A 24258-nucleotide genomic window follows, 5' to 3' on the forward strand; every position below is an offset into this window, starting at 1 on the left:
CACAAATTAAGATGAAAAAATTAAATATATTAATGTTAGGGTTAGGCCTTACAATTTCTGCTATGACTAATGCTGCTGGTTATGGTGTTATTGATCTTGCTAAAGTTGTTGAAAGTAGTACTTATTTAAAACAACAAAATGCAAGTTTAAATCAATCTGTTAAACCAACAACAACTCGTCTTGAGCAGTTGGGTAAAGAGTTAGAAGGCCTTCAGCGTCAAGCCCAAACTCAAGGGCAAAAAATGAAAGAAGATGATATTAAGAAGCTTCAAACTCAATATCAGTCAAAATTAAATGAATTTAATTCGACTCAACAAGGTTTGCAGTCTAAAGTTCAAACTAGTTTGCAAGGAATGAACTCAACTTTTGAGACTCGTGTGAAGCAAGCAGCTGAACAATTACGAAAAGAAAATAATCTTGACTTCATTTTGAATAAAAATTCGACCGTTGCCTATGACGCTAAATATGATTTAACTGATAAAATGATACAAAAGGTTAATTCAATGAAATAAATTAATGAAAGTGCAACATTATCGTTTAGATGAACTAGCTCACCTAGTTAATGGTGAGTTAGTCGGTGCGGGTAGTCTTCAATTTATAAATCTGGCAAGTTTAGAAAATGCTGAACCTTCTCATATTACTTTCGTAAATGGCGAAAAGTATATCGATCAAGCAAAGACTAGCCGTGCGGGTGCGTACATTGTTACAAGCTCTATTAAAGAACAGCTTACTGATAAACAAAATTTTATTATTGTTGATAATCCATATTTGGCTTTTGCCATCCTTACCCATGCTTTTGATAAAAAGATCACATCAATAGGTATTGAAAGTACTGCTCAAATTCATCCTTCTGCAATTATTTCTGAAAAAGCATATATTGGCCATTACGTTGTAATTGGTGAAAATTGTGTAGTAGGTGAGAACACGATTATTCAGTCTCATACTCGTCTGGATGATAATGTAGAAATTGGCAAGGATTGTTTTATCGATTCTCATGTCACTATTACTGGCGGTTCTAAATTACTTGATCGTGTTCGAGTTCATGCAAGTACTGTGATTGGTAGTGAAGGCTTTGGATTTGCACCATATCAAGGTAAATGGCATCGTATCGCACAATTAGGTTCAGTTATTATTGGTAATGATGTCCGTATTGGATCAAATTGTAGTATTGATCGAGGGGCACTAGATAATACGATTTTGGAAGATGGGGTAATTATTGATAATCTTGTGCAAATCGCACATAACGTTCATATTGGTTCCAATACAGCTATTGCTGCTAAATGTGGAATTGCTGGAAGCACTAAAATTGGCAAAAACTGTATTCTTGCAGGAGCCTGTGGTGTGTCTGGTCACCTTTCAATCACTGATAATGTGACTTTAACTGGAATGTCAATGGTCACAAAAAATATTTCTGAAGCTGGTACCTATTCTTCAGGAATTGGATTATTTGAAAATAGTCATTGGAAAAAGACAATTGTACGCTTGCGACAATTAGCAGATGTGCCATTGACCCAAATCACTAAACGACTTGATCATATACAAGCTCAAATAGAGTCTCTTGAATCAACTTTTAATTTGCGTAAATAGAATATTATGACCGAGTCAACTACACCTAAATTTGCCATCCCTGAATTACCAATGCAGATTCAAACGATTCGTCAATATTTGCCGCATCGTTATCCTTTCTTATTGGTTGATCGTGTGACTGAAGTTACTGACAATAGTATTGTTGGTTATAAAAATGTTTCTATCAATGAAGAGTTCCTACAAGGACATTTCCCAGAATATCCAATTATGCCGGGTGTTCTAATTGTAGAAGCATTAGCTCAAGTTTCGGGCGTTCTAGGTTTTATTATGAACAATGAGACGCCAAAACCAGGTTCTTTATTCCTCTTTGCTGGTGCAGAAAAGGTAAGATTTAAAAAACAAGTAGTTGCTGGCGACCAACTTGTATTAAAATCTGAATTAGTAATGCAAAAACGCGGTATCTACAAATATAACTGTACGGCTACCGTTGACGGTATTGTAGCAACAACCGCTGAAATTATGATTTCACACCAAAAAACAGAGCAGGCATGAGCAATCACGATTTAATTCATTCTACGGCCATTATTGATCCATCTGCAGTGATTGCCCCGGATGTCCAGATAGGACCTTATTGTATTATTGGTCCAAATGTGACAATTGGCGCTGGTACTAAATTACATTCACATGTTGTAGTTGGTGGTTTTACCAAAATTGGTCAAAATAATGAGATTTTCCAGTTTGCAAGTGTTGGTGAAATTTGCCAAGACTTGAAATATCAAGGTGAAGAAACTTGGTTAGAGATTGGAGATCATAATTTAATTCGTGAGCATTGCAGTTTACATAGAGGAACTGTACAAGATAATGCTTTAACTAAAATAGGTAGTCATAACTTATTGATGGTTAATACGCATATTGCACATGACTGTATTGTTGGTGATCATAATATTTTCGCAAATAATGTTGGTGTTGCTGGACACGTTCATATTGGTGATCATGTCATTATTGGTGGTAATTCGGGAATTCATCAATTCTGTAAAATCGATTCTTACAGTATGGTTGGTGGAGCATCTTTAATTTTAAAAGATGTGCCAGCGTATGTTATGGCATCTGGTAATCCAGCACATGCGTTTGGTATTAATATAGAAGGTATGCGCCGAAAGGGTTGGTCTAAGGATACAATTCAAGGCCTTAGAGAAGCTTATAAATTGATTTTTAAATCAGGCCTGACTTCTGTTCAAGCTGTTGAGCAGATTAAAAATGATATTCTTCCGAATGTTCCAGAAGCTCAATTATTAATTGACTCTGTTGAGCAATCAGAACGTGGTATTGTGCGTTAAGCCGAGATATTCAAAAAAAGACACCGCAATCTGCGGTGTCTTTTTTTCTTAAAAACTTTTATTTGTTAAAAAATTTGGCTTCTTCAGATTTTGGATACTGACTTAAAATTTTAGCTTTATATTGGTTTGCTGATACAGTGTTTTTATCAACATCTTTGGCAATACTGTAGAGTTGATAAAGCGCGCGAGGAGCTTTACTAGAATTTGGGTATTGCGTAGCGACTACATTATAGTTCTTTTTAGCTTCATTATAATTTACCGGATCAGTTGCTAAATTAAACTCGGCTAACCAAAAATAGGCATTGCCTGTATAAACGCTATTAGGATGATTTTTGATAAAGTTTTGCATTGGAGCAATCGCTTTTTTCGCTCCACCTTGTTTGTAGGCATCTAAAGCGACAGTATAAGCTGCTTTTTCAAGTTCTACAGGGTTCGATTGATTTTGCGTAGCAGGCGATGAAGCTGGTTGTGTTACTTGCGTTTGTGAAGGGAAAGTAACTTGACTTGCAGCAGTTGTAGTAGTACTAGCTGCTTTATTGTCGGTAGGAGGAGCTTCTGAGCTTCCGGTAGCTGTAGCATCACTATTTGCTGTATTGTCTGGTGCTGCACTTTCTGGATCTACTTTTTGATTTAGTAATTCCAAACGCTGGTCTAAATCAGTATAGCGATTAGATAAATCTTTTTTCAGTTGTTCAATATCATTCGATTGTTCTTCTAACTGTCCGCGTAAGGTACGTATATCATTTTCTAATTGTTGGTTTTTTTGCATCAATTCCCAATTTAAATTACTAGGGACTGAAGCGTTATTCGATGAAGTGTTAGTTGAACTACCACCACTTTGACTTAAACCGCGCGATTCAATTGGAATATTGGCATAGAGAGAAGTAGTGCTCATTAAGGCAATAAATAATAAAGAATGCTTCATCAATCGCATGAGTATAGGTCCATAATTTTATGTAAAAGCTAACTTGAGAAGGGAATATGTAAACTATTCACATTAGCTATCTAAGGTTTTAATTGATCATTGCAATTAAAACAGCTAACAATATAAATGCAAGAATAGTTTACAATCTTCAAGCATATTTTATTCAAAATAAGTATCAAGAAAGAATATAAGATAAGAGATTCTAGGAATTTATATGTTTTTGACGATGAATTAATCAATTGAAACATAAACTTGCTTAAAATTGAGAAGAAGGCTTGCAACTCTTTTAAAAATCTCTATACTCTGTTTTGCAATGGTAGCCCCGCTGGTGGCTTCGCAATTGTACTCTGTGAACCCCGCCAGGACCGGAAGGTAGCAACGGTAGCAGATCTATGATGTGCCGAAGTTTTGCTAGTGGGGTTGCCACCATCTTCTAATCCGATCTCCGTTGGATTGCCTTCATAATTACATCTAAATCAAATCCTCTATATTGTAAAAACCTCATCTGTTTTGCTTTAAGTTTAGGATCTTTTTCTACTTCTTCACCAAACTTTTTCACTTTAAGTTGATAAGCCTGTTCCACCCAATCAATATTATGAATTTCATCTGCAATTAAATCATTTTCGATTTGTTTAGTTTTTAAAGCTTGTTTGATGCGTTTTGGCCCTTTGCCTTTACGAATTTGGCTAGCCAATGTTAGTTCTGCAACGCGTTGGTCACTTTGATAATTTTGCTCAGATAACTCTTCAACAAGTTGCTTAACCTCTTCAGGGTTTTGTGCATAACGATTCAATTTCTCGATAAGTTCTGCTTTCGAATAATCTCGACGAGTCAATAACGCAAAAGCATATGAGCGCAAACGTTGACCTGTTAGCAAAGCGCGTTGTTGGGGCTGTTCTTCTGTTCTTTTGAACATATTTAATATTTCCTTGTAAAAAACGCCCCGAAGGGCGTTTTAAGACTTATTAGCGGTAATTAAGACTCTAATAGAAGATCTTCTTCTTCATCTTCCACTTGTACAGCACCATTAGTACCCGTAGTTAGCAGTTGTTCACGGATAATCTTTTCAATTTCTCCAGCCATTTGAGGATTTTCTTCAAAGTGGCGGATAACATTGTTTTTACCTTGGCCAATTTTATTGCCTTGATATGAATACCAAGCGCCTGCTTTTTGCACGATATCTTGTTGTACAGCTAAATCTACAAGTTCGCCAAGCTGGTTTGTACCTTTACCGTATAGGATTTGGAAAATAGCTTCTTTAAAGGGAGGAGCCATTTTGTTTTTAACAACTTTAACTCGAGTTTCAGAGCCGATGATTTCATCACCTTCTTTGACCTGACCAATACGGCGGATATCTAAACGTACAGAAGCATAGAACTTCAATGCGTTACCACCAGTCGTAGTCTCAGGGCTACCAAACATTACACCAATTTTCATACGGATCTGGTTAATGAAAATAACCATACAGTTCGAGCGTTTAGCGTTACCCGTAATTTTACGTAATGCCTGACTCATTAAGCGAGCTTGTAAGCCCATGTGAGAGTCACCCATTTCGCCTTCAATTTCTGCTTTAGGAGTAAGAGCAGCAACTGAGTCGACAACGATTAAATCAATTGCACCAGAGCGAACTAGCATGTCTGCAATCTCGAGTGCTTGTTCACCGTTATCTGGTTGCGATACAAGTAGATTATCAATGTCCACGCCCAGCTTACGTGCATATTGTGGATCTAATGCGTGTTCTGCATCGATAAATGCACAAGTACCACCAGCTTTTTGACATTGTGCAATCGCTTGGAGAGTCATTGTGGTTTTACCAGAAGATTCTGGACCATAAATTTCAACGATACGACCTTTCGGTAAACCGCCAATCCCCAATGCAATATCTAAAGTCAAAGAACCTGTAGATACAGCTTCAACTGCTTGAACAGTGTTGTCACCGAGACGCATCACCGTATTTTTGCCAAATTGCTTCTCAATTTGACTTAGCGCGGCTTGTAATGCTTTGCTTTTATTCTCATCCATCTCAAAAACCTCAATACTCTAAGTTCATCACGTTTAACCCAAGTGGATGTATTGAATCTCAACTTGTTTCACAGGGCTAATAGTGACAGATTTTTTCTATAGCTTCTATGTGTTGTCTGTGTGTGTGCGACACAACTCGACGTTTTTATTCATCACCATACGACCAGTGTTGATCATTGTCCTGTTTAAACCGATTAATCTGTCTACGATCCTTTTTACTCGGTCTATGATCAGGTCGAGCAAGATTATGCAATTTTCGTTGGGATGCAATCAACTCCCGTTTAGCAATACTTACTTCTGTTTCTTCATAAAGTTGCTGGGCAACTGGTGCTGGACCACGTGTGTTGGAAAGCGCTTTTACTACAACGGTTTTTTTATCAAAACCTTGTTGAATAATCAGTTCCATTCCAACACGAATTTCTTTGGAAACTTTTACACGCTCATTATTGTGATGTACTTTACCTCCTTCGATTGCTGCTTTAGCAATTGAACGAGTTTTAAAAAAACGAGCAGCCCATAACCATTTGTCGATACGCATGGTCTCTACAGCATCGTTTTCAAGCAATTTTGACATCATTATCCTTTCTATCAATTTGATTCAATATAGACAGCAATTCTGTAAGTCGATCTAGTGCTTTATATTCTAAATCTTCATGCTTTCTTGCATTCTTTAGACTTGAGGGCTGCAAGATAGTAAACAAGTGTTTGATACCAAATTTTTCAGCTGTTTTTAGTACAGGAGTTGTATCGTCAATAAAAATGGTTGCGTCTGGGTCGAAAGGGTGTAATTTTTGGAGCTCTTGCCAAAAATGAATATCTTCTTTTGCATAACCAATTTGTTCACTCGATACGATTACGTCAAAGAAGTGTTCAATTGCAATATTATCGAGCTTTAACTGTAAGCTTGCACGGTCAGCATTTGTAACTAACCAACAACTATATCCTTGTTCTTTCAGTTCCTGCAGAAGCTCAATACAACCTGAGCGAGCTTGAATTTTTGTCTGAAATTCTTTCTGTAATTTGAGTACATCTACACCTACAGTTTTAGTCCAAAAAGTTGATGAATACCAAACAAGTGTATGCTTATGTGCTTGATAAAACTGATATAGTATTTTTTGGCTCTGGGTGAGCGGAAGTTGATGTATCTCTGCATGTCGCTTAGGAAGACATTCATTCCAAATGAAATCATCAAAAGCGAGATCTAATAGCGTACCATCCATGTCAAACATTACGATTTTAGACATATATAAATATCTCCAAAATCATTTAAAGCAAATTTTTTAAGACGCATCTACCATATATCCTTTTAAAATCATTAATTAAAGAAACTTTGAAATATAAAATTAATTTAAAACTCCACCCATTAATTCTTTCAAAAGGTGTTTTGATTAATGTGATGGGTAGGGAGGATAAATGATTTGAAAATTATAGCGTGTAATTTTGAAAAACAAAAAACAATAATAAATGCTTTTTAGTGGATAACTTTTACTGTGTTTAAAGTAAAAATAGGCAGCCAAAGTTTTGCAATTAAGAAATCTTAAAAGTCATCTATATTTATAGTTAATTTTGCTTACATAGGATACGTATTGACATACATTTTATAAATTGAAGGATACTTGTTTAAAGTTATATTTAAAATTAACCCTAATAAGAATTTAGAGAAAGCAATGAAAATTGGATTTATTGGCGGAGCCAATGACGGTATTGTAATCAATGCTGCTGATGGCCTTGATACTTATAAGCTTGAATGGCATTACAAAGCAGAAAAGCACTGTGAATCACAGCCAACATTAGGTCTTAATGGGCCTGAGTATGATTACTACAACCTATTAATACTAAGAAAAAATAAAGAGGCTAAACTCTTTTATGTACTCACTACAATGGGAAAAGATGATATCGCAAGTAAAATCCATGAGTATTGGGAGTCCTCTACATCTGTTGGCTATGATTTCGATGATTAAGAAAATTTTTATTAATAATTTAAAATTTTGACTTTAATCAAAAATAAATGAAGAGCTTGTAATTTCATATAACACATGTGCTTTTAGTTGGTGATGGAGAGGAACCTTGGGATGATCAAAGTTTTTAACTTTGTGCATTCCAAGTCTTTCCATGACGGCTTGAGAGGGTGTATTTATGTTAGCGGTAAATGAAACGATCTTATCTAAATTCAGTACATTAAAACCATAGTCTAAAGCCGCTTTTGCTCCTTCAGTTGCATAACCTTGTTTCCAGAAGTCTTTTGCAAGTCGCCACCCAATTTCCACACATGGAGAAAAGTCAAATTGTTCAGGTTGGCTATGTAAACCAATAAACCCGATAAATTGATGGGTTTCTTTTAATTCTACTGCCCAGAAGCCCCAACCATTTTCATCAATTAGAGATGAAATTTTTTGGATTAAATTATGGCTTTCTTGGGGGGGTAATAGATTTGGGAAAAATTGCATAACATCTTGATCTAAGCCCATTGTTATAAAAGGCTCAACATCACTTTCTTTCCATTGTCTTAAAATTAAACGTTTTGTTTCGATCATGAGATGTCTCTTTAATTAAAAATAAGGGATCAAAGTGGCTTTTGCACAATCTTTTGTAAAATGATCTTGGAATTGATGCTCACTACACCTTTTATTTTATTTAAGGTATTAATGACGAAATGAGAAAAAGAACTCAAATCTTTGGTCGCAATGTGTAAAACATAATTAGATTCACCAGTAATAATATAAGCATTAATGACTTCATCAAAATTTTTGATCTGACTTAAAAAGAAGTTGTGATCATTTTCTGTGAGTTGGGCAAGCTTTATTTCGACAATTGCCTCAATTTTTATACCTAGTTTTTCATAATTAACTTTCGCTTGATATTTTTCAATTACACCATTGCTTTCTAAAATTTTAACTCGCCGATGACAAGCTGAAGCCGAAAGGTTAACGAGATCGGCCAGTTCTTGGTTACTTAACCGAGCATTATCTTGTAAATGTTTTAAAATTTTAAGATCAATTGCATCTACATTCATTTTCGAATTTCATCCATGTTTTATAATTTTAATTCGAATTTTATACGAAAATAGCAAATTTTAATCAAATATTATCGAATAAATCGAAAGAATTAGCGTGATAAAATTCAAATACAAAGGAAATGTTGAAAATAGGTGAAATAACAAATGATTACTCACGAACAATGCCTCTATTGGGATCAGGAAGATGAACTCAAAAAGTTTAAAGACGAATTTGCACTACCAGAAAATGTCATTTATTTAGATGGTAATTCTTTGGGTGCAAGACCAAAAAAATCATTAGAGGTTGCTCAGCATATTATTGCAAAAGAGTGGGGTGAGGACCTCATTAATAGTTGGAATAAAGCAGATTGGTGGGGACTACCGACTAGACTCGGAGATAAAGTCGCGCAGCTTATCGGCGCTGAAAAAGGTGAAGTCGTTATTTCAGACTCAACGACCCTAAATTTATTCAAAGTTTTATCAGCAGCGGTAAAAATTCAAGCTGAAAAATTTCCGGAACGTAAAATTATTGTTGCAGAAAAAGATGCCTTTCCAACCGATATTTATATTATTGAAGGCTTTATCGATTTGATTCATCAGGGTTATCAAGTTGAATTGATTGATGGGGCCGATGATTTATCTCGTGTTTTAGCAAAAGATGTGGCGGTAGTTGTTCTTTCTCATGTGAATTATCGGACTGGATATTTCTATGATATGGAATCTATTAATCAACAAATTCACGCTAAAGATGCTTTGATTATTTGGGATTTATGTCATTCAGTTGGTGCGGTGCCTATGGATATTAATCAGAGCAATAGTGATTTTGCCATCGGTTGTACTTATAAATATTTAAATGGTGGCCCAGGTTCTCCAGCGTTGTTATGGGTAAATCGAAAGCATCGTGATCAATTCTGGCAACCTCTCTCAGGCTGGTGGAGCCACAAGAAACCATTTGATATGGCTCAGCACTATGAACCAGCTAACAGTATTCGTCGATATTTGTGTGGAACTCAACCCATCATTTCTATGAGCCTAATCGAATGTGGTGTCGATATTTTCTTACAAGCTGATATGCAACAAATACGCGAGAAATCACTCAAATTAACTGATTTATTTATTCAACTTGTTCAACAAGAGTGTGCCCAGTTTGGTTTTGAACTGATTACACCTTTAAATCATAAATATCGTGGCAGTCATGTCAGTTATAGACATGAGTTTGGTTATGAAATTATTCAAGCGCTGATTGCTCGTGGTGTGATTGGGGATTACCGAGAGCCGGAAGTATTACGTTTTGGAATTACACCTTTATATCTAGGATTTGAAGATATTTGGAATGCCGTACAACAACTTATGCAAATTATGCTGAATAGTGAATGGAAAAATGAACGTTATCTGGTGCGCAGTGAAGTGACCTGATCGTTAGATATCAACATTAGAAAAATGGCTAGGAGGGCCTATGAGCAGTTTTGATGAAATACAAAATCGAGAAGCGGGTTTACATAAAAAATTATCCGCAAAACAGATGGGAATGATTGCAATTGGTGGAGCGATTGGTACAGGGCTGTTCATGGGAAGCAAGTTCGCAATTAGCTTTGCTGGCCCAGCTGTCATTGTGAGTTATGCCATTGGAGGCTTAATCGCATTTGCTATTATGGCTTGTTTGGCTGAGATGACAGTCCAGCACCCTACGTCAGGTTCATTTGGGGCATATGCTGAGCATTATGTAAGTCCGCTTGCTGGGTTTTTAGTCCGTTATTGTTATTGGGCGTGTATTGTATTAGCGGTCGGTACAGAAATTACAGCGGTGGCTGACTATATGAAATTATGGTTTCCTCATGTAGGTTCTTGGGGCTGGATTGCGTTTTTCTCGCTGACGTTACTTGTGGTTAATGCATATAGTGTTAAAGCTTTTGGATTGGTTGAATATTGGTTTTCGACCATAAAAGTCTTTGCAATTATTGTATTTATTCTTTTAGCAATTGGTATTTTGACCCAAAGTCATGGAGGAACAGCTCAGGTTGTCTCTAATCTAACTGAGCATGGGGGCTTTTTCCCTCATGGTTTTAGTGGAGTCTGGATTGGAGTAATCATTTCAATATTTAGTTATTTAAGTATTGAAATGATCGCTGTTGCAGCAGGTGAGGCTAAAGATCCGGAAAGAGCCGTTAAGAAAGCTTTTAAAAGTACTGCAATTCGCTTAATCCTATTTTATTTACTGTCTTTATTTCTTATTGTGGCACTTGTTCCTTGGACAACTTTAATTGGAGCTGACGCGACCAGTCCTTTTGTGATGGTGATGAAAATTGTAGGGATTCCATATGCAGACAGTATTTTAAATTTTATTGTAATTGTCGCGGCCTTGTCAGCCATGAATAGTATGCTATATATCTCAACACGTATGCTATTTAGCTTGTCACGAGCAGGGGATGCGCCAAAACTATTTGGTCGTATTAGTCACAATGGCGTACCAATTAATGCGTTGTTATTGTCAGTTGTTGGTATTGGTGTTGCTAGTATTGTTTATACCATTAATCCGAGCTCGGCATTCCCGATCATGATTGCTTTATCTATGTTTGGTGCATTGTTCACTTGGGGTAGTATTTTCATTACTCATATGTTTTTTAGACGGAAAATGGCACAACAAGGCCAGCAATTAAAGTTTAAGGTTCCAGCGAGCCTGTTAATTTCACTGTTGGGATTAATCGCAATTTTGAGTATTACGATCACAACGTGGTTTACCAATGAATTTAAGTCAACTTTACAATTTGGAGTGCCATTAATTGTTGTTCTTACGGTTTTTTACTATTTAAAGCGATCATCAGCCAAGCTTACTTTAAATGCTCATGAAGAATCATTGAAGTGAGAGATCTATGCGACCATATGACAATTCTAGAACCGTAGCGAATGAACATGAAATATTGGCAGAATTTAAAAGAACAAGCTTAGTGAGCTATCAAAAATTTACCCATATTGCAGATATCCAATATGGTAAGCACTCACGGTCGACTTTAGATTTATTTCCATTAGAGCAAGCCAAAAAGACTGTTATTTTTATTCATGGTGGTTATTGGCAATGGTGTGATAAATCAGATTTTGCATTCATCGTACCGTATGTTCTAGCAAAAGGAGTCCAGTGCGTTCTTTTAGAATATGATTTGGCACCACAAAGTAAAATTTCAGATATTGCTTCTCAAGTTAATCAAGCTCTCGATTTTATTCGAGAGCAAGGCTGGAAAACTGATGAGGTGGTTTTAGTTGGGCATTCGGCAGGAGCACATCTGGCCGCTTTGTCATTAGATCATCCACTGATATCTGAGATGGTTTTGTTAAGTGGAATTTATGATCTAGAGCCTATACAAAGTACCCATTTAAATCATGCTCTCAATCTTTCAAGCGAAGATATCTTAAAATACAGCCCTGTTCATCAGTCAAAACGAATTACCACTCCATGTTCAATTTTCTGTGGTGAACTCGAACTTGATGAGTTGAAATGGCAAAGCCAAAATTATTTTGAAATGAAGAAAAGGCAAGATCAGGATTTTGTTTCTTTCAAGCTTATTCCTAAAATTAACCATTATTCTATTTTAAATCATTACTTTAATAATATTTTAATTTAAGTGTTTGAAATAGAATGTAATTGAGTAAAGAAAAACAGATTAAACTTATTAGAAGATAAAATGTGAGATAAATCACAACTCAACCTAATTTTTATAAAAATTAAGTATCCTTATTGACCTGACTATAGAACTTAATTAGATTAAAAAGATAGTGCTTTCTCACTAAGCGGCAAAATGTTTAGCTGTTGTTTAGTTGAGTTTCAAGTCCGTAGCTTCCCAAGATGCGGACTTTTTTATTTGATTTTTAAAACAATAAGATAAATCGAATTTTGTTCTTGGATATGGCGGTAATATCTATTTAATGATTAATATGAGTTAATCACATAGCCCTCTGCCAAATAAGAAACAAACTAGTATTTGCTTTTCATTATTTAACTGGAATTATCATTTAATTAATAGATTATATAAAATATATTTTACCAAACTAACAAAGTGTGAGATTACACTCGGAACTTCATGAATTTGTCATATAGGTTAGATAAATTAAAAACAGAAAAATAAAAGAGAGAAGGCTATAGCACATAATTTAATAATATATAGCATCTGTAAATAAATGGTTTAGTCGGCTCTTATGAGTTGGCTTTTTTATTTTTAAAGGAGTGTTAATGAAAGTACAGTATTTCGAAGGAGGCATGTATAAACATATGTGTCCTGCTTGCGGATATCTTCATTATATTCCTGTACATTATCCTTTCTCTAACGGCAACCAATGGTTTTTTAATGGTAACTTGGAAAAACCGACATTTGATCCCATCATAAGTATAAATGAATATTGTAATTACTTTATTAAAGATGGCTTTATCGAATATAGCGTTAATTGTAGGCATCATTTAGCTGGTTGTAAGGTTGAGCTGCCAGAACTAAAATTAAAAAACTATAGAATATAATTGATTTTGGTATTTATTAATTATGCCATTTAAAGGACTGCACATTTCCTTAATTATCACATATTTTTGCAATATATCTTTACATATTTGATACTGAACACATATAGTTTAAAAAATTGTAAATCTCTTTTAGTTGAAGGCTATATTATAATTTGCAAGAATTTTCATAACTTACTGTTTTATATTTTTATTTATGGATATCTGGAAATTTTTAAAAAGCTTTAATACAACTGGAACATATCTCATTATTTCTACATTTATATTATTTTTAATGATTATATATTTTTACATTATACATCCTACCTAAACTAAATTATAAATAAAGTAAGATAATTATTTATTCTAAAATGTTTGATGTATTGGTTTATTTGAATTGGTTCTCAATTTTAAATGAAAAAAGATAATAGCATTGTATAGGTCCAAGTTTTATGAAAACATGACGTGGTTATAATATATGGAGAATATAATAAAAATTCCTTTCTAAAGATGTTAATGCCTAAATATAAAGACTGTACTGATCATAACAATGATGTCTAAAGTAAAAAATATGGAGATTTTCTATGAAGTTTTGTCAAGTTTCGACTTTTCTTTTAACAATAGCGCTGAGCCATTTAACCTATGCTGCACCTGCTACAACAAATTCTGTATTAGGCTCATCTGAAGCAAAAGGAATTATTAAAAATCAATATATTGTTATTCTTAATAAGGATGTGGGTTCTTCTAACGAGTTTGCACAAGGTATTGCTAAACAACATGGCGGGAGGGTATTACAGACCTATGATGCTGTACTTAAGGGATTTGCAATTTATTTACCCGATGTTGCTGGTACTGCTTTTGTTGAAGCAATGAAAAAAAATCCGAAAGTCGTTTCAGTTGAAAATGACACAATCATGAAAATTGATGCCACTACACAAAGTAACCCAGATTGGGGACTAGATCGTATTGACCAAAAAAACTTACCTCTAGATTCAGCCTATTCGTACTCACAAACAGGTTCAGGTACAACCGCTTATATTGTTGATACAGGAATATTGTCTACACATCAACAGTTCTCTGGACGGGTATTAAGTGGCTATACCGCGATATCTGATGGTAATGGAACAAGTGACTGTCATGGTCATGGTACACATGTGGCAGGAACAGTTGGTGGTAGTACCTATGGGGTTGCCAAGAATGTAAGCTTAGTGCCTATTCGGATTTTAGGATGTGATGGTTCTGGTGCTTCGAGTAATGTGATTGCGGGGCTAGATTGGATATTAAAAAATGGTAAAAAGCCAGCTGTAGTGAATATGTCTTTAGGTGGTGAAGCAAACGCATCTTTGGATAGTGCAGTAGAAAATTTATTTAATAATGGTTATGTAATGGTTGTGGCTGCAGGAAACTCGAATACAGATGCTTGTAGTACTTCACCTGCTAGAGTAAGTAAGGCAATTACTGTTGCTGCTACAGATAGTACAGATACTCGAGCGAGTTATTCGAATTATGGAAGTTGTGTTGATATTTTTGCGCCTGGAAGCCAGATTAACTCTTCTTGGATTGGGAGTAATACAGCAACTAAAGTTTTGAATGGAACTTCAATGGCAACTCCACATGTTGTCGGTGTCGTAGCTGAAATGTTGCAAAGTACGCCTACTACAACACCTCAGACAATCTCGACCAATCTTTTAAATCAAGCAAGTAGTAATGTGGTAAAAAATCCTTCTGGTAGCCCAAATCGATTGTTATATAAATCACCTTAATAAGAAGTATGTCTTGAAATTGGAAAAGGTCCTGAAGGACCTTTTTTAGATTTTTGCATGAGTACCATATTTATCAATCATGATTGAACTGGCTTCATTTAAACCGCGAACCGTTACCTGAATACCGTTCTTTTGAAATTTATTCACAACTGAATCTAACATGGCAACTGAAGTCACATCCCAAATATGAGAATGGGTGAGATCAATAATGATTTCTTTAACATCTTCTTTAAAGTTAAAACCTTGCATAAATTTTTCAGATGAACTAAAAAATATTTGACCTCTTAATTCATATAGACGAGCTTGACCCTCGAATGAAGTTTCAATACGAATATCATTTTCAAGTTTATTTGCTAAGAAAAGTGCTGAAAGTAATACTCCAGTTAATACACCTAACGCTAAGTTATGGGTAGCAACTACTACAATAACGGTTGCGATCATAACGACATTACTACTTTTAGGATTATTTTTAAATTGAGTCAGTGAACTCCACTCAAAAGTACTAATTGATACCATAATCATGACGGCAACCAGAGCGGCCATGGGAATAACCTTTAACCAGTCACTTAAAAATACAACTAAAATAAGTAAGAATATACCTGCGCAGAAAGTGGATAAACGTGTGCGACCACCCGATTTTACATTAATCATTGATTGACCAATCATGGCACAACCAGCCATGCCGCCCATAAAACCTGAAGCGATATTTGCAATGCCTTGACCTTTACATTCTTGAAATTTATCACTAGATGTATCTGTCATTTCATCAACGATTGTTGCAGTCATCATTGATTCAAGTAAGCCAACCGCGGCAAGGGTTAAAGAATATGGAAGAATAATAAGGAGGGTTTCTAAATTTAAAGGAATATTCGGAATTAGAAATATAGGTAACGTATCTGGTAATGAACCCATATCACCAACAGTTCGAACATCAAACCCTAAAAAAATAGCGAGTAATGTTACTACTACAATACAAATAAGGGGCGAGGGAAAGAACTTTCCAATTTTTGGAATATAGGGGAAAAGGTAAATAATTCCTAAACCAATTGCTACTAGTAAGTAGACATGCCACGTCACATTTACCAATTCTGGTAATTGAGCCATAAAGATGAGTATGGCAAGGGCATTAACGAATCCAATAACCACCGATTTAGAAACAAAACGCATGAGTTTGGCAAGTTTAAAATATCCGGCCAAAATCTGTATGACGCCAGTTAATACTGTCGCAGCGAATAAGTATTGAAGCCCGTGTTCCTTTACGAGCGTTGTCATAACCAAAGCCATGGCACCCGTAGCTGCCGAAATCATAGCTGGACGACCGCCTACGAAAGAAATAATAACGGCAATACAAAAGGATGCATATAAACCGACTTTGGGATCTACACCCGCAATAATTGAAAATGCAATTGCTTCTGGAATTAAAGCAAGACCCACAACAAGACCGGAAAGAATATCTGCGCGGACATTAGAGAACCATTGTTCTCGGACATTCGATAACATGAGAAATAGCCTAAGTTCTAAATTTTGAAAGGCTAGTGATGTGATATACCAACACAAACGACTACACCACATCACTAAACAGTGATGAGTTATTTACAAGGGATAGGGGTAAATAAACTTAAGGTGGCGTAAGTATCATAGGTATAGAGAGTTTGAGGCATTTAAAAGTGCCCGAAGAATAGCATAAGTTTTTAAGGCTGACTAACCTAAGTCGACTAAACCGATTTAATTATAATTTTTCATTTCAGCTTTTGGCATTGAGGCAAATTCATTCGCAGGCATATCTAAGAAAAAATCTTTGGCTTCAGAATGAGTACAGTTGAGCCAATCATTTCTAAGATTATCAGGTATCACAATAACCGAACGTTTTTCATCATCAGGTTTGTGAAATTGTTTCATGAAAGGGTGATGATCAGCATTAATTGTTAATAGCGACATTGACCTAATTTTCTGTCCATCAATAAGTGTTTCCTCAAAGATCGCAGCAAGGGTAAAAGGTTGCCCATCTTGCCGGAAAATACCATACCAATGTGCTTTTCCATTGACATATTTAGGTTCATAAATGGCTTCAACAGGAATAAGCGCAAATTGATCATTTAACCAAGCATGTTTAAAAGAGCGCTTTTGTTGTACTGTTTCTGTTCTGGCATTATACGTTGCATATTTGAATGCAATTTCTTTGGTATAAGGGGGAAGCATTCCAAATTTAGCTTTTCTCCACTCAAGCTCATTTTCATTCGATAAAATGAGTGGGCAATCATCACTTGGGAAAATATCCATCTTATATTCAAAAGTGGGTTCAAATAACTCTAATTGATTAGCATGTATTTTCTTAATAGGTTTAAAGTTTGCACACATAAGACACCTTCGTTGTAAAAATAGCTCTCAATTACAGCTTCTAATTTTTAGTCTTTAGTGATGTATATTTTTATAATTAGAATTGTCTCTTTGAGTATTAATTTTTAACTATCAATTACTTCGTTAATAAATATTTATTTAACTCATGGACATTTCAAAAAAGTTTCAGATATAAAATTAATAGAATAGATAAATCGTATAGTTAAGTTGCTCATCTTAAAGAGAGTTTATTCAGTTTTAATAGCTACTTTTATGCAACAGAGCCTTTCAGAAATTTAGATTTTAATAGATTCGTTATTCATCATAATACAAATCATATAGAGAACTCGTACAAACCCTTTATTAGAGGTTTAAAAATTCTCGGAAAATTTTGACAATTTATAAGGTGGACACATGAATAAACATTTATTGGCTAAAATTGCTTTATTAAGCGCTGTTCAGCTAGTTACACTCTCAGCATTTGCTGATGTTCCTCTAACTCCATCTCAATTTGCTAAAGCGAAATCAGAGAACTTTGACAAGAAAGTTATTCTATCTAATCTAAATAAGCCGCATGCTTTGTTATGGGGACCAGATAATCAAATTTGGTTAACTGAGCGAGCAACAGGTAAGATTCTAAGAGTTAATCCAGAGTCGGGTAGTGTAAAAACAGTTTTTCAGGTACCAGAGATTGTCAATGATGCTGATGGGCAGAATGGTTTATTAGGTTTTGCCTTCCATCCTGATTTTAAAAATAATCCTTATATCTATATTTCAGGTACATTTAAAAATCCGAAATCTACAGATAAAGAATTACCGAACCAAACGATTATTCGTCGTTATACCTATAATAAATCAACAGATACGCTCGAGAAGCCAGTCGATTTATTAGCAGGATTACCTTCATCAAAAGACCATCAGTCAGGTCGTCTTGTCATTGGGCCAGATCAAAAGATTTATTATACGATTGGTGACCAAGGGCGTAACCAGCTTGCTTATTTGTTCTTGCCAAATCAAGCACAACATACGCCAACTCAACAAGAACTGAATGGTAAAGACTATCACACCTATATGGGTAAAGTACTACGCTTAAATCTTGATGGAAGTATTCCAAAGGATAATCCAAGTTTTAACGGGGTGGTTAGCCATATTTATACACTTGGACATCGTAATCCGCAGGGCTTAGCATTCACTCCAAATGGTAAATTATTGCAGTCTGAACAAGGCCCAAACTCTGACGATGAAATTAACCTCATTGTCAAAGGTGGCAATTATGGTTGGCCGAATGTAGCAGGTTATAAAGATGATAGTGGCTATGCTTATGCAAATTATTCAGCAGCAGCCAATAAGTCAATTAAGGATTTAGCTCAAAATGGAGTAAAAGTAGCCGCAGGGGTCCCTGTGACGAAAGAATCTGAATGGACTGGTAAAAACTTTGTCCCACCATTAAAAACTTTATATACCGTTCAAGATACCTACAACTATAACGATCCAACTTGTGGAGAGATGACCTACATTTGCTGGCCAACAGTTGCACCGTCATCTGCCTATGTCTATAAGGGCGGTAAAAAAGCAATTACTGGTTGGGAAAATACATTATTGGTTCCATCTTTAAAACGTGGTGTCATTTTCCGTATTAAGTTAGATCCAACTTATAGCACTACTTATGATGACGCTGTACCGATGTTTAAGAGCAACAACCGTTATCGTGATGTGATTGCAAGTCCAGATGGGAATGTCTTATATGTATTAACTGATACTGCCGGAAATGTCCAAAAAGATGATGGCTCAGTAACAAATACATTAGAAAACCCAGGATCTCTCATTAAGTTCACCTATAAGGCTAAGTAATACAGTGCATTAAAAAACCGATCTATAAAGATCGGTTTTTTTAGTTTTAGAAAACTATTCAGTTACGACTAATACCGGTAAATGAATTTCTCCTAAAAGGGCTTGAGTCACACTTCCTAAGAAGAACTTTTTAAACCCTTTTCGCCCATGTGAGCCAATCACTAATAAATCTGCTTTTAGCTCATTAGCTGCTTTAATAATTTCTGTGTGGATTGTTTGACCCTCAACAATTTTTGTTTCAACAGAAATTCCATGTTGGCTAAATTGTTCTTTAGCTTGGTCTAAAATGCTCTGAATCGATGCTCTAGCTTTATTAAAATAATCCTGTGCTAATTCTGTACTATCAATGAATTCTACAGAAATGAAAGGATCTATGGTAAGTGCATATACTAGAGTCACTTTACTGCCAAAGGCCTTAGCAATTGCTGTTGCATGATTAACGGCAATAAGTGAAGTAGGAGAACCATCGACTGGAACCAAGATATGGTGATAACTCATATATTGCTCCTTATTGTCTTGTGACAATGTATGGTGCGGAAACACCGAAATTATTATCTTTATGCTTATATTATGAACAGTTTTTAAAAAATTATTGTTTATTTTTAGTATGAATAAAAACTAAAAGGTTCATTAAACATCTTATTTTCAAAGATTGTAATGACTTTCTAAGTAAGGCTGATTTTGTTTAAGTATGGAAATAACCTGAGTAGCATCTATAGCAGATTCAAACAAGAACCCCTGGCCTATGCTGTAACCAAATTGTCGAAGTAGTTCTTCTTGTTCAGGAGTTTCAATTCCTTCAGCGATAAGCCCGAGTGATAAATTTGGAGCGAGTAAACCAATTGCTTGGACAATCGCATAAATTGATGGGTCATGTTGCATCTTTTGGATAAAGCTACAATCTACTTTTAAACTGTCAATCGGGTAATCGCGAATATGGGTTAGCGATGAGAAACCTGTCCCAAAGTCGTCAAGTGCAATACGTACCCCATGCTGTTTTAATTTATTAAGTGCACGGATCACATATTCCGAGCCTCGGTCGCCTAGCATGTGCTCAGTGACTTCCACTTCAATATAATGCGTCGGTATTTGAAATTGATTAACCTTTTTCAAAAGTCTCTCAGCATAATTATCTCTTAAGAACTCAACTGGTGCAGCATTTAGTGAAACAGGGAGTGGGGTAATACCAAGATTTATCCATTTAGCGATATCACGTAAAACTTGGTGTTGCATCGTTTCACCGATCTTACTCGCTAAATTATAATCTTTAAAAGCTTCCGCAATTTGTGCTGGGTAGCCTCTTTGAGCTGAGGTTGTATGCCATCTTAATAAAGCTTCAAATCCCACTACACGATGGGTATTTAGGTCTACTTTAGGTTGATAATAGGGTTGGATGGTATGATGGCGAATCAGCTGACGAGCTAAATTAAGCTGAGAAGCGACAGTTTCAGTCATTTGCATCATGCATGGATCATACATGCGAATACCACCACGACCACGCGCTTTTAAATCATGCAATGCCATATCGGCACAACTGAGCAAACCTGACTGGTCTACGGCATCTTGCGGGTAAATTGCGCAGCCAATGCTCATCCCACCATTTAAGACATTACCTAAATAGGTAATCGGCTGATTTAACTGTTGAAGTAAAATGGCTGCTAACTCTCGGACATCATTTTCAGAATTAAGGTTATTAATAATAACCGCAAATTCGTCTCCGCCTAGTCGCGCGACAACGCACTTTTCATCATCTACACAATGACTAAAGCGTTTGGAGAGAACTTTTAATAGATGATCGCCTGCGCTATGCCCTAAAGTATCGTTAATATGTTTAAAGTGGTCGAGGTCAATTAAAAGTAACCCTACACTTGTTTGAGTGTCTTTTGAATATGAGAGAGTACGCTTAAGTTGAAATTTAAATGAACGCCGATTATATAATCCGGTCAGTTCATCTCTCTCACTCATATTCCTAAGCTGGTTTTCTGCCAAATGTTGTTGAGTAACATTACGTGAGACACAAAGGATTTGTCCAATTTCACCATTTTCCCGATGAATCGGGGTAAGCATATTATCCCAATACTCAGGATCCTGATCTGGCAAACAGCTCATTCCTGCAAATCTAGCAACTTTACCTTGAAGAGCTTTTTTCAAAGCGACTCGACCGCGTTTACGAATGTGCGGTGGTAATAGTTCGAGCCATTTCATTCCAAATTCTGTTTCATCAACAGGTACACCTAAAGCGAGGCACCCTGATTTGTTCATGTGAGAAAGTGTGCCGTCTACATTTAAAACTTTAATGCAATCTACACTGATATCTAACATCTGATTTTGTATTTCAATGTTCTTTTGCAAGTTTTGTTGTTCTTGAATATCGTGATCTATATCTAAAAAGCTAACATACCATTCGCTAGTTTGTGAGGAGCTGCGATACTTAGATGCTTGAATCGATAGTTTGCACCATCTATATTGATTTCCAGCTCGTAAAAGTCGACATTTTAATTCGATTCTTTTTTGTAGGCGAATTGCTTCGAGCCATCTGTTTTTGACTTCATCTAAATCGGTAGGATAAATAAAATCTAGCCATTGCGCTGGCAATGGAGAAAAAGTATCCAACCAATATTCTGTACACTCTATATTGCAATATAATATCAAGCCATTTTCATCACTCACCCAAGTTGGGAGTGGAATTTGCTCAACAATAAAATGCTTTTGGGTGTTGTTCGACATTGAAGTCATAACATGCCTAGAAAGATTGTGTTGATTAATCTATTTATTAGCCATTATTGTAATCTTTCTGTAGTAAGCAAAACAGCAAATAATAAATTTTATGTGTATTTTTTTTGAACTAAAATTGAGTTATTAAAACTAATATATACTAAAGATTTAATTTATGTTTTTGTTATTTATTAATTTTTATTTATCTTTCTTTAAAAAAATATTTATGCTTATTTTTGTAAAAAACTTATTAAAACAGCAGCTTATAATTATGCATATATATTTGTCATATTAAAAATAAAACTAAGAAAGTAGAAGGAGTAAAGATAAAAAATAAAGAATTTGATAAATCAAATTTTATTCATAATATAAACAAAGAAGCTCTCAAAAGAGGTTAATTAAATACAATAATCGCTATTAAGTTTACAAAAGTAATATAAAATAATAGCTTGTATTATCGTAAAATTGTTTTTGTCAAAAAGGATATATATTTCCTTTTTGTGCATTTTATAGCCTACATTTTCCCCAAGATGTAGGTTTTTTTTATGCATAATTTTTATAGATTTTAATTATAAAAATAAAAAAAGCCAAAATGGCTTTTTATACAGTTTCTGGCTTGTTCAACTGTTGTTGTATGTACAGATTCATATAGTACTGTTCGATATAATCATCAGCATAGTTGTTTGCTAAGGTTTTTGTTGCCACTTGCTCATGTTTTAAATAGCAGTTTGATTCAAGGTCTTTTTCAAGTACCCACCAGCTACGGTTAATACGACGTACCTGAAATTTGTCACTTTTGTATTTTCTTTTAGCCATTTTCCGAAATTTGCTATTCAGTTATTGAAAGAGAATTTCTACTGGAGTTAAGAGCTCAAGTCAACAGATAGAAGGTTAATTGATTATTTTATGTGGGATGCCATTTCTCTCAATATTAAAGTAGAGACATTAAAATAGTTAAGCTCTCATAATGAGAGCTTAACTATTGGGTATAAATAGATTCTTATTTCATCTTAGCGAGAAAGGTTTTTTAAAAGTAATTTTAAACTTTCCATCATTTTTTCTAGCTGTAAGGGAGTAATACCTTCAAAAGACTGCTCAAGTACTACACTTGTAAGATCATTGATCTTGTTGATCATTTCAGTCCCTTTTTCTGTAAGTACTACACGAGTGATACGACCATCAGTTTGGCAAGAGTAAGTTTCAACCAAACCTTCATCTTTCAAACGATAAACAATTTTTGTGGTAGTCGACATTTTTGAAATAATCATATCTGAGAGTTCAGAAACACTTGCATGGGGCTTGCTGCTTAAAGCCAACATGATGCGTCGACGTGAGTTATCTAAACCATATTTTTTTAAAGCATTATCAATGTTTTGTACATATTGAGCATGTACTTGAGTAATCCAATAATATGGAAAATCTTCAAGAGTAAAAGATTCTGTTGTAGGTAAAAAACGCGCATACTTCTTTGTCATTGACTTTTCCCCATACCTTGGTGGATCGCATTCCTGGTGAACTATCTTTAATAGTTGAAAAATATAGTTTCATCAAGCAAGTTATAGCAGGACTTTACTTGATGAGCAAAAGTTATATAGCTTCATTTAACAATGACATGGTTTAATTGTCCTTAACTTTATAAAGCGTTCCTATAACTTTACGAACTTTAAATACTCTTCAGCTATAATCAAAGATTATTAAAGGTAAAAACTGTTTAACAAAGCCGTACCTGAAACTCTTTGAGTGGATATGTAAGATTGCATCTAAGCTTGCTTGATCGTTAATTGAACGATATTGCTTGCAAGGGCATCGTAGAAAAAAAATTATGATTTGAACGTGGCATTGAACGAGAAAGTTTTTGTCTCTAAAGTCATAACTATGAAAAATCAAGATATTTAAATAAAAAATATTTATATATATCATGACATTATATTGTTTTGGTGTGAGAGAAATTTACCATACATTTAACATGAAACATCTATTATTTAGTAAAATAAAATTAGATTTCTATATTAAATATCTGATTTTTATTAATAAATTTCAAACATTATTTTAAATACTAAGCTTTTGAAATAGAGGTATTTTTGTCTATAAATTATAATTTCAATAAATTTTATCCATTAAATTTCAAAAGAGCCAATCTAACCGTAATACTCGCAGAAGAAGTGCCAACACAGATTATGGCAAGAGCTATTCAGATTAAATGATTTAAGTCTCAGAGAAAGAAAATTAAATATTAAATAGTTTTCAGTTTAAATTTTTATGAGATCAGGCACATATAATTTATAAAAAAAGGGAGAATTTATATT

At 34.9% G+C, this 24258-nt stretch carries 24 protein-coding genes and 1 other RNA gene; 12 read left to right on the plus strand and 13 right to left on the minus strand.

Translation table 11 applies throughout. The features are described from left to right. The first annotated feature begins 11 nt into the window (after positions 1-11). The 4 genes from ompH to lpxA are packed head-to-tail and all read left to right on the plus strand — an operon-like array spanning position 12 to position 2864. A complete protein-coding gene (ompH, locus tag F928_RS09030; RefSeq protein WP_002115728.1) occupies positions 12-512 on the plus strand; it encodes an OmpH/Skp family outer membrane protein in 501 nt (166 codons plus the stop codon). 4 nt (positions 513-516) lie between these two features. After that, positions 517-1587 carry a UDP-3-O-(3-hydroxymyristoyl)glucosamine N-acyltransferase gene (gene lpxD, locus F928_RS09035; RefSeq protein WP_002115634.1) on the plus strand — a complete coding sequence of 357 codons (1071 nt, stop codon included), beginning with the start codon at positions 517-519 and terminating at the stop codon, positions 1585-1587. 6 nt (positions 1588-1593) lie between these two features. After that, positions 1594-2079, plus strand: coding sequence for a 3-hydroxyacyl-ACP dehydratase FabZ (gene fabZ, locus F928_RS09040; protein WP_002115603.1), 486 nt, complete (start codon positions 1594-1596; stop codon positions 2077-2079). Further along, complete coding sequence (lpxA, locus tag F928_RS09045; protein WP_005068909.1) at positions 2076-2864, plus strand: acyl-ACP--UDP-N-acetylglucosamine O-acyltransferase; 789 nt, start codon at positions 2076-2078, stop codon at positions 2862-2864. The genes fabZ and lpxA overlap by 4 nt, the downstream gene beginning before the upstream one ends. A 58-nt stretch (positions 2865-2922) precedes the next feature. On the opposite strand, the gene F928_RS09050 is transcribed toward lpxA, so the two are convergent. Beyond that, entirely contained in the window at positions 2923-3798 is an 876-nt protein-coding gene (locus tag F928_RS09050; RefSeq protein ID WP_002115714.1) for a YbgF trimerization domain-containing protein, read from the minus strand. Between the two features lie 314 nt (positions 3799-4112). Here F928_RS09050 and ffs point away from each other — a divergent pair. After that, positions 4113-4209, plus strand: an RNA gene (ffs, locus tag F928_RS21920) — signal recognition particle sRNA small type. A 13-nt stretch (positions 4210-4222) separates the two neighbouring features. On the opposite strand, the gene recX is transcribed toward ffs, so the two are convergent. The 4 genes from recX to yrfG form a co-directional block, all read right to left on the minus strand. Then, complete coding sequence (gene recX / locus F928_RS09055; RefSeq protein ID WP_005068912.1) at positions 4223-4705, minus strand: regulatory protein RecX; 483 nt, start codon at positions 4703-4705, stop codon at positions 4223-4225. Between the two features lie 59 nt (positions 4706-4764). Continuing rightward, a complete protein-coding gene (recA, locus tag F928_RS09060; protein WP_002115680.1) occupies positions 4765-5811 on the minus strand; it encodes a recombinase RecA in 1047 nt (348 codons plus the stop codon). A 145-nt stretch (positions 5812-5956) separates the two neighbouring features. Next, a complete protein-coding gene (gene hslR / locus F928_RS09065; RefSeq protein WP_002115687.1) occupies positions 5957-6385 on the minus strand; it encodes an RNA-binding S4 domain-containing protein in 429 nt (142 codons plus the stop codon). Beyond that, on the minus strand, positions 6369-7055 hold the full coding sequence (gene yrfG, locus F928_RS09070; protein WP_002115736.1) for an HAD-IA family hydrolase: 687 nt from the start codon (positions 7053-7055) through the stop codon (positions 6369-6371). Before yrfG ends, hslR begins: the two co-directional genes overlap by 17 nt. A gap of 423 nt (positions 7056-7478) precedes the next feature. Between yrfG and F928_RS09075 the strand changes: the two genes are divergently transcribed. Further along, positions 7479-7772 carry a hypothetical protein gene (locus tag F928_RS09075; protein WP_005073911.1) on the plus strand — a complete coding sequence of 98 codons (294 nt, stop codon included), beginning with the start codon at positions 7479-7481 and terminating at the stop codon, positions 7770-7772. Positions 7773-7805: 33 nt separating this feature from the next. On the opposite strand, the gene F928_RS09080 is transcribed toward F928_RS09075, so the two are convergent. Both F928_RS09080 and gigD read right to left on the minus strand, forming a co-directional pair. Further along, entirely contained in the window at positions 7806-8345 is a 540-nt protein-coding gene (locus F928_RS09080; protein ID WP_005073913.1) for a GNAT family N-acetyltransferase, read from the minus strand. 29 nt (positions 8346-8374) lie between these two features. Beyond that, positions 8375-8824, minus strand: coding sequence for an Lrp/AsnC family transcriptional regulator GigD (gigD, locus tag F928_RS09085; protein ID WP_002115591.1), 450 nt, complete (start codon positions 8822-8824; stop codon positions 8375-8377). Positions 8825-8971: 147 nt separating this feature from the next. On the opposite strand from gigD, the gene kynU reads away from it, so the two are divergent. From kynU to aprA, 5 genes are all read left to right on the plus strand, one after another. Beyond that, positions 8972-10222 (plus strand): kynureninase, encoded by a 1251-nt coding sequence (gene kynU / locus F928_RS09090; protein ID WP_005073915.1) that lies wholly within the window; start codon positions 8972-8974, stop codon positions 10220-10222. Between the two features lie 40 nt (positions 10223-10262). Further along, positions 10263-11669, plus strand: coding sequence for an amino acid permease (gene pheP, locus F928_RS09095; RefSeq protein WP_005073918.1), 1407 nt, complete (start codon positions 10263-10265; stop codon positions 11667-11669). Positions 11670-11676: 7 nt separating this feature from the next. Beyond that, positions 11677-12423 carry an alpha/beta hydrolase gene (gene afmid / locus F928_RS09100; protein WP_002115660.1) on the plus strand — a complete coding sequence of 249 codons (747 nt, stop codon included), beginning with the start codon at positions 11677-11679 and terminating at the stop codon, positions 12421-12423. 605 nt (positions 12424-13028) lie between these two features. Then, the gene (locus F928_RS09105) at positions 13029-13310 is read left to right on the plus strand and encodes a ubiquitination-like system serine protease family protein (protein WP_005073920.1); all 282 of its coding nucleotides are present in this window, start codon (positions 13029-13031) and stop codon (positions 13308-13310) included. Positions 13311-13870: 560 nt separating this feature from the next. Next, the gene (aprA, locus tag F928_RS09110) at positions 13871-15049 is read left to right on the plus strand and encodes a S8 family peptidase (protein WP_002120963.1); all 1179 of its coding nucleotides are present in this window, start codon (positions 13871-13873) and stop codon (positions 15047-15049) included. Between the two features lie 45 nt (positions 15050-15094). On the opposite strand, the gene ybaR is transcribed toward aprA, so the two are convergent. Both ybaR and F928_RS09120 read right to left on the minus strand, forming a co-directional pair. Then, the gene (gene ybaR / locus F928_RS09115) at positions 15095-16549 is read right to left on the minus strand and encodes a SulP family inorganic anion transporter (RefSeq protein WP_002120970.1); all 1455 of its coding nucleotides are present in this window, start codon (positions 16547-16549) and stop codon (positions 15095-15097) included. A gap of 225 nt (positions 16550-16774) precedes the next feature. Next, positions 16775-17407 carry an SOS response-associated peptidase family protein gene (locus F928_RS09120; protein ID WP_005073926.1) on the minus strand — a complete coding sequence of 211 codons (633 nt, stop codon included), beginning with the start codon at positions 17405-17407 and terminating at the stop codon, positions 16775-16777. A gap of 393 nt (positions 17408-17800) precedes the next feature. Between F928_RS09120 and gdhB the strand changes: the two genes are divergently transcribed. Continuing rightward, positions 17801-19237, plus strand: coding sequence for a glucose/sorbosone family PQQ-dependent dehydrogenase (gdhB, locus tag F928_RS09125; RefSeq protein ID WP_002121021.1), 1437 nt, complete (start codon positions 17801-17803; stop codon positions 19235-19237). 54 nt (positions 19238-19291) lie between these two features. On the opposite strand, the gene uspA is transcribed toward gdhB, so the two are convergent. From uspA to F928_RS09145, 4 genes are all read right to left on the minus strand, one after another. Continuing rightward, complete coding sequence (uspA, locus tag F928_RS09130; RefSeq protein ID WP_002120966.1) at positions 19292-19735, minus strand: universal stress protein; 444 nt, start codon at positions 19733-19735, stop codon at positions 19292-19294. Positions 19736-19882: 147 nt separating this feature from the next. After that, a complete protein-coding gene (gene ykoW, locus F928_RS09135) occupies positions 19883-21973 on the minus strand; it encodes a putative bifunctional diguanylate cyclase/phosphodiesterase (protein ID WP_002120960.1) in 2091 nt (696 codons plus the stop codon). A gap of 579 nt (positions 21974-22552) precedes the next feature. Further along, positions 22553-22768 (minus strand): hypothetical protein, encoded by a 216-nt coding sequence (locus F928_RS09140; RefSeq protein ID WP_002120955.1) that lies wholly within the window; start codon positions 22766-22768, stop codon positions 22553-22555. 194 nt (positions 22769-22962) lie between these two features. Next, positions 22963-23427, minus strand: coding sequence for a MarR family winged helix-turn-helix transcriptional regulator (locus tag F928_RS09145; protein WP_002121027.1), 465 nt, complete (start codon positions 23425-23427; stop codon positions 22963-22965). Positions 23428-24258 lie beyond the last annotated feature (831 nt).

This window comes from Acinetobacter pittii ATCC 19004 = CIP 70.29 (genome assembly GCF_000369045.1).
GTDB classification, from domain to species: Bacteria; Pseudomonadota; Gammaproteobacteria; order Pseudomonadales; family Moraxellaceae; genus Acinetobacter; species Acinetobacter pittii.

What these genes read in the sequence shown, in the direction of transcription:
- ompH (WP_002115728.1), top strand. Translation starts at nt 12, where the DNA reads ATGAAAAAATTAAATATATTAATGTTAGGGTTAGGCCTTACAATTTCT.
- lpxD (WP_002115634.1), top strand. Translation starts at nt 517, where the DNA reads ATGAAAGTGCAACATTATCGTTTAGATGAACTAGCTCACCTAGTTAAT.
- fabZ (WP_002115603.1), top strand. Translation starts at nt 1,594, where the DNA reads ATGACCGAGTCAACTACACCTAAATTTGCCATCCCTGAATTACCAATG.
- lpxA (WP_005068909.1), top strand. Translation starts at nt 2,076, where the DNA reads ATGAGCAATCACGATTTAATTCATTCTACGGCCATTATTGATCCATCT.
- F928_RS09050 (WP_002115714.1), bottom strand. Translation starts at nt 3,798, where the DNA reads ATGCGATTGATGAAGCATTCTTTATTATTTATTGCCTTAATGAGCACT.
- recX (WP_005068912.1), bottom strand. Translation starts at nt 4,705, where the DNA reads ATGTTCAAAAGAACAGAAGAACAGCCCCAACAACGCGCTTTGCTAACA.
- recA (WP_002115680.1), bottom strand. Translation starts at nt 5,811, where the DNA reads ATGGATGAGAATAAAAGCAAAGCATTACAAGCCGCGCTAAGTCAAATT.
- hslR (WP_002115687.1), bottom strand. Translation starts at nt 6,385, where the DNA reads ATGTCAAAATTGCTTGAAAACGATGCTGTAGAGACCATGCGTATCGAC.
- yrfG (WP_002115736.1), bottom strand. Translation starts at nt 7,055, where the DNA reads ATGTCTAAAATCGTAATGTTTGACATGGATGGTACGCTATTAGATCTC.
- F928_RS09075 (WP_005073911.1), top strand. Translation starts at nt 7,479, where the DNA reads ATGAAAATTGGATTTATTGGCGGAGCCAATGACGGTATTGTAATCAAT.
- F928_RS09080 (WP_005073913.1), bottom strand. Translation starts at nt 8,345, where the DNA reads ATGATCGAAACAAAACGTTTAATTTTAAGACAATGGAAAGAAAGTGAT.
- gigD (WP_002115591.1), bottom strand. Translation starts at nt 8,824, where the DNA reads ATGAATGTAGATGCAATTGATCTTAAAATTTTAAAACATTTACAAGAT.
- kynU (WP_005073915.1), top strand. Translation starts at nt 8,972, where the DNA reads ATGATTACTCACGAACAATGCCTCTATTGGGATCAGGAAGATGAACTC.
- pheP (WP_005073918.1), top strand. Translation starts at nt 10,263, where the DNA reads ATGAGCAGTTTTGATGAAATACAAAATCGAGAAGCGGGTTTACATAAA.
- afmid (WP_002115660.1), top strand. Translation starts at nt 11,677, where the DNA reads ATGCGACCATATGACAATTCTAGAACCGTAGCGAATGAACATGAAATA.
- F928_RS09105 (WP_005073920.1), top strand. Translation starts at nt 13,029, where the DNA reads ATGAAAGTACAGTATTTCGAAGGAGGCATGTATAAACATATGTGTCCT.
- aprA (WP_002120963.1), top strand. Translation starts at nt 13,871, where the DNA reads ATGAAGTTTTGTCAAGTTTCGACTTTTCTTTTAACAATAGCGCTGAGC.
- ybaR (WP_002120970.1), bottom strand. Translation starts at nt 16,549, where the DNA reads ATGTTATCGAATGTCCGAGAACAATGGTTCTCTAATGTCCGCGCAGAT.
- F928_RS09120 (WP_005073926.1), bottom strand. Translation starts at nt 17,407, where the DNA reads ATGTGTGCAAACTTTAAACCTATTAAGAAAATACATGCTAATCAATTA.
- gdhB (WP_002121021.1), top strand. Translation starts at nt 17,801, where the DNA reads ATGAATAAACATTTATTGGCTAAAATTGCTTTATTAAGCGCTGTTCAG.
- uspA (WP_002120966.1), bottom strand. Translation starts at nt 19,735, where the DNA reads ATGAGTTATCACCATATCTTGGTTCCAGTCGATGGTTCTCCTACTTCA.
- ykoW (WP_002120960.1), bottom strand. Translation starts at nt 21,973, where the DNA reads ATGACTTCAATGTCGAACAACACCCAAAAGCATTTTATTGTTGAGCAA.
- F928_RS09140 (WP_002120955.1), bottom strand. Translation starts at nt 22,768, where the DNA reads ATGGCTAAAAGAAAATACAAAAGTGACAAATTTCAGGTACGTCGTATT.
- F928_RS09145 (WP_002121027.1), bottom strand. Translation starts at nt 23,427, where the DNA reads ATGACAAAGAAGTATGCGCGTTTTTTACCTACAACAGAATCTTTTACT.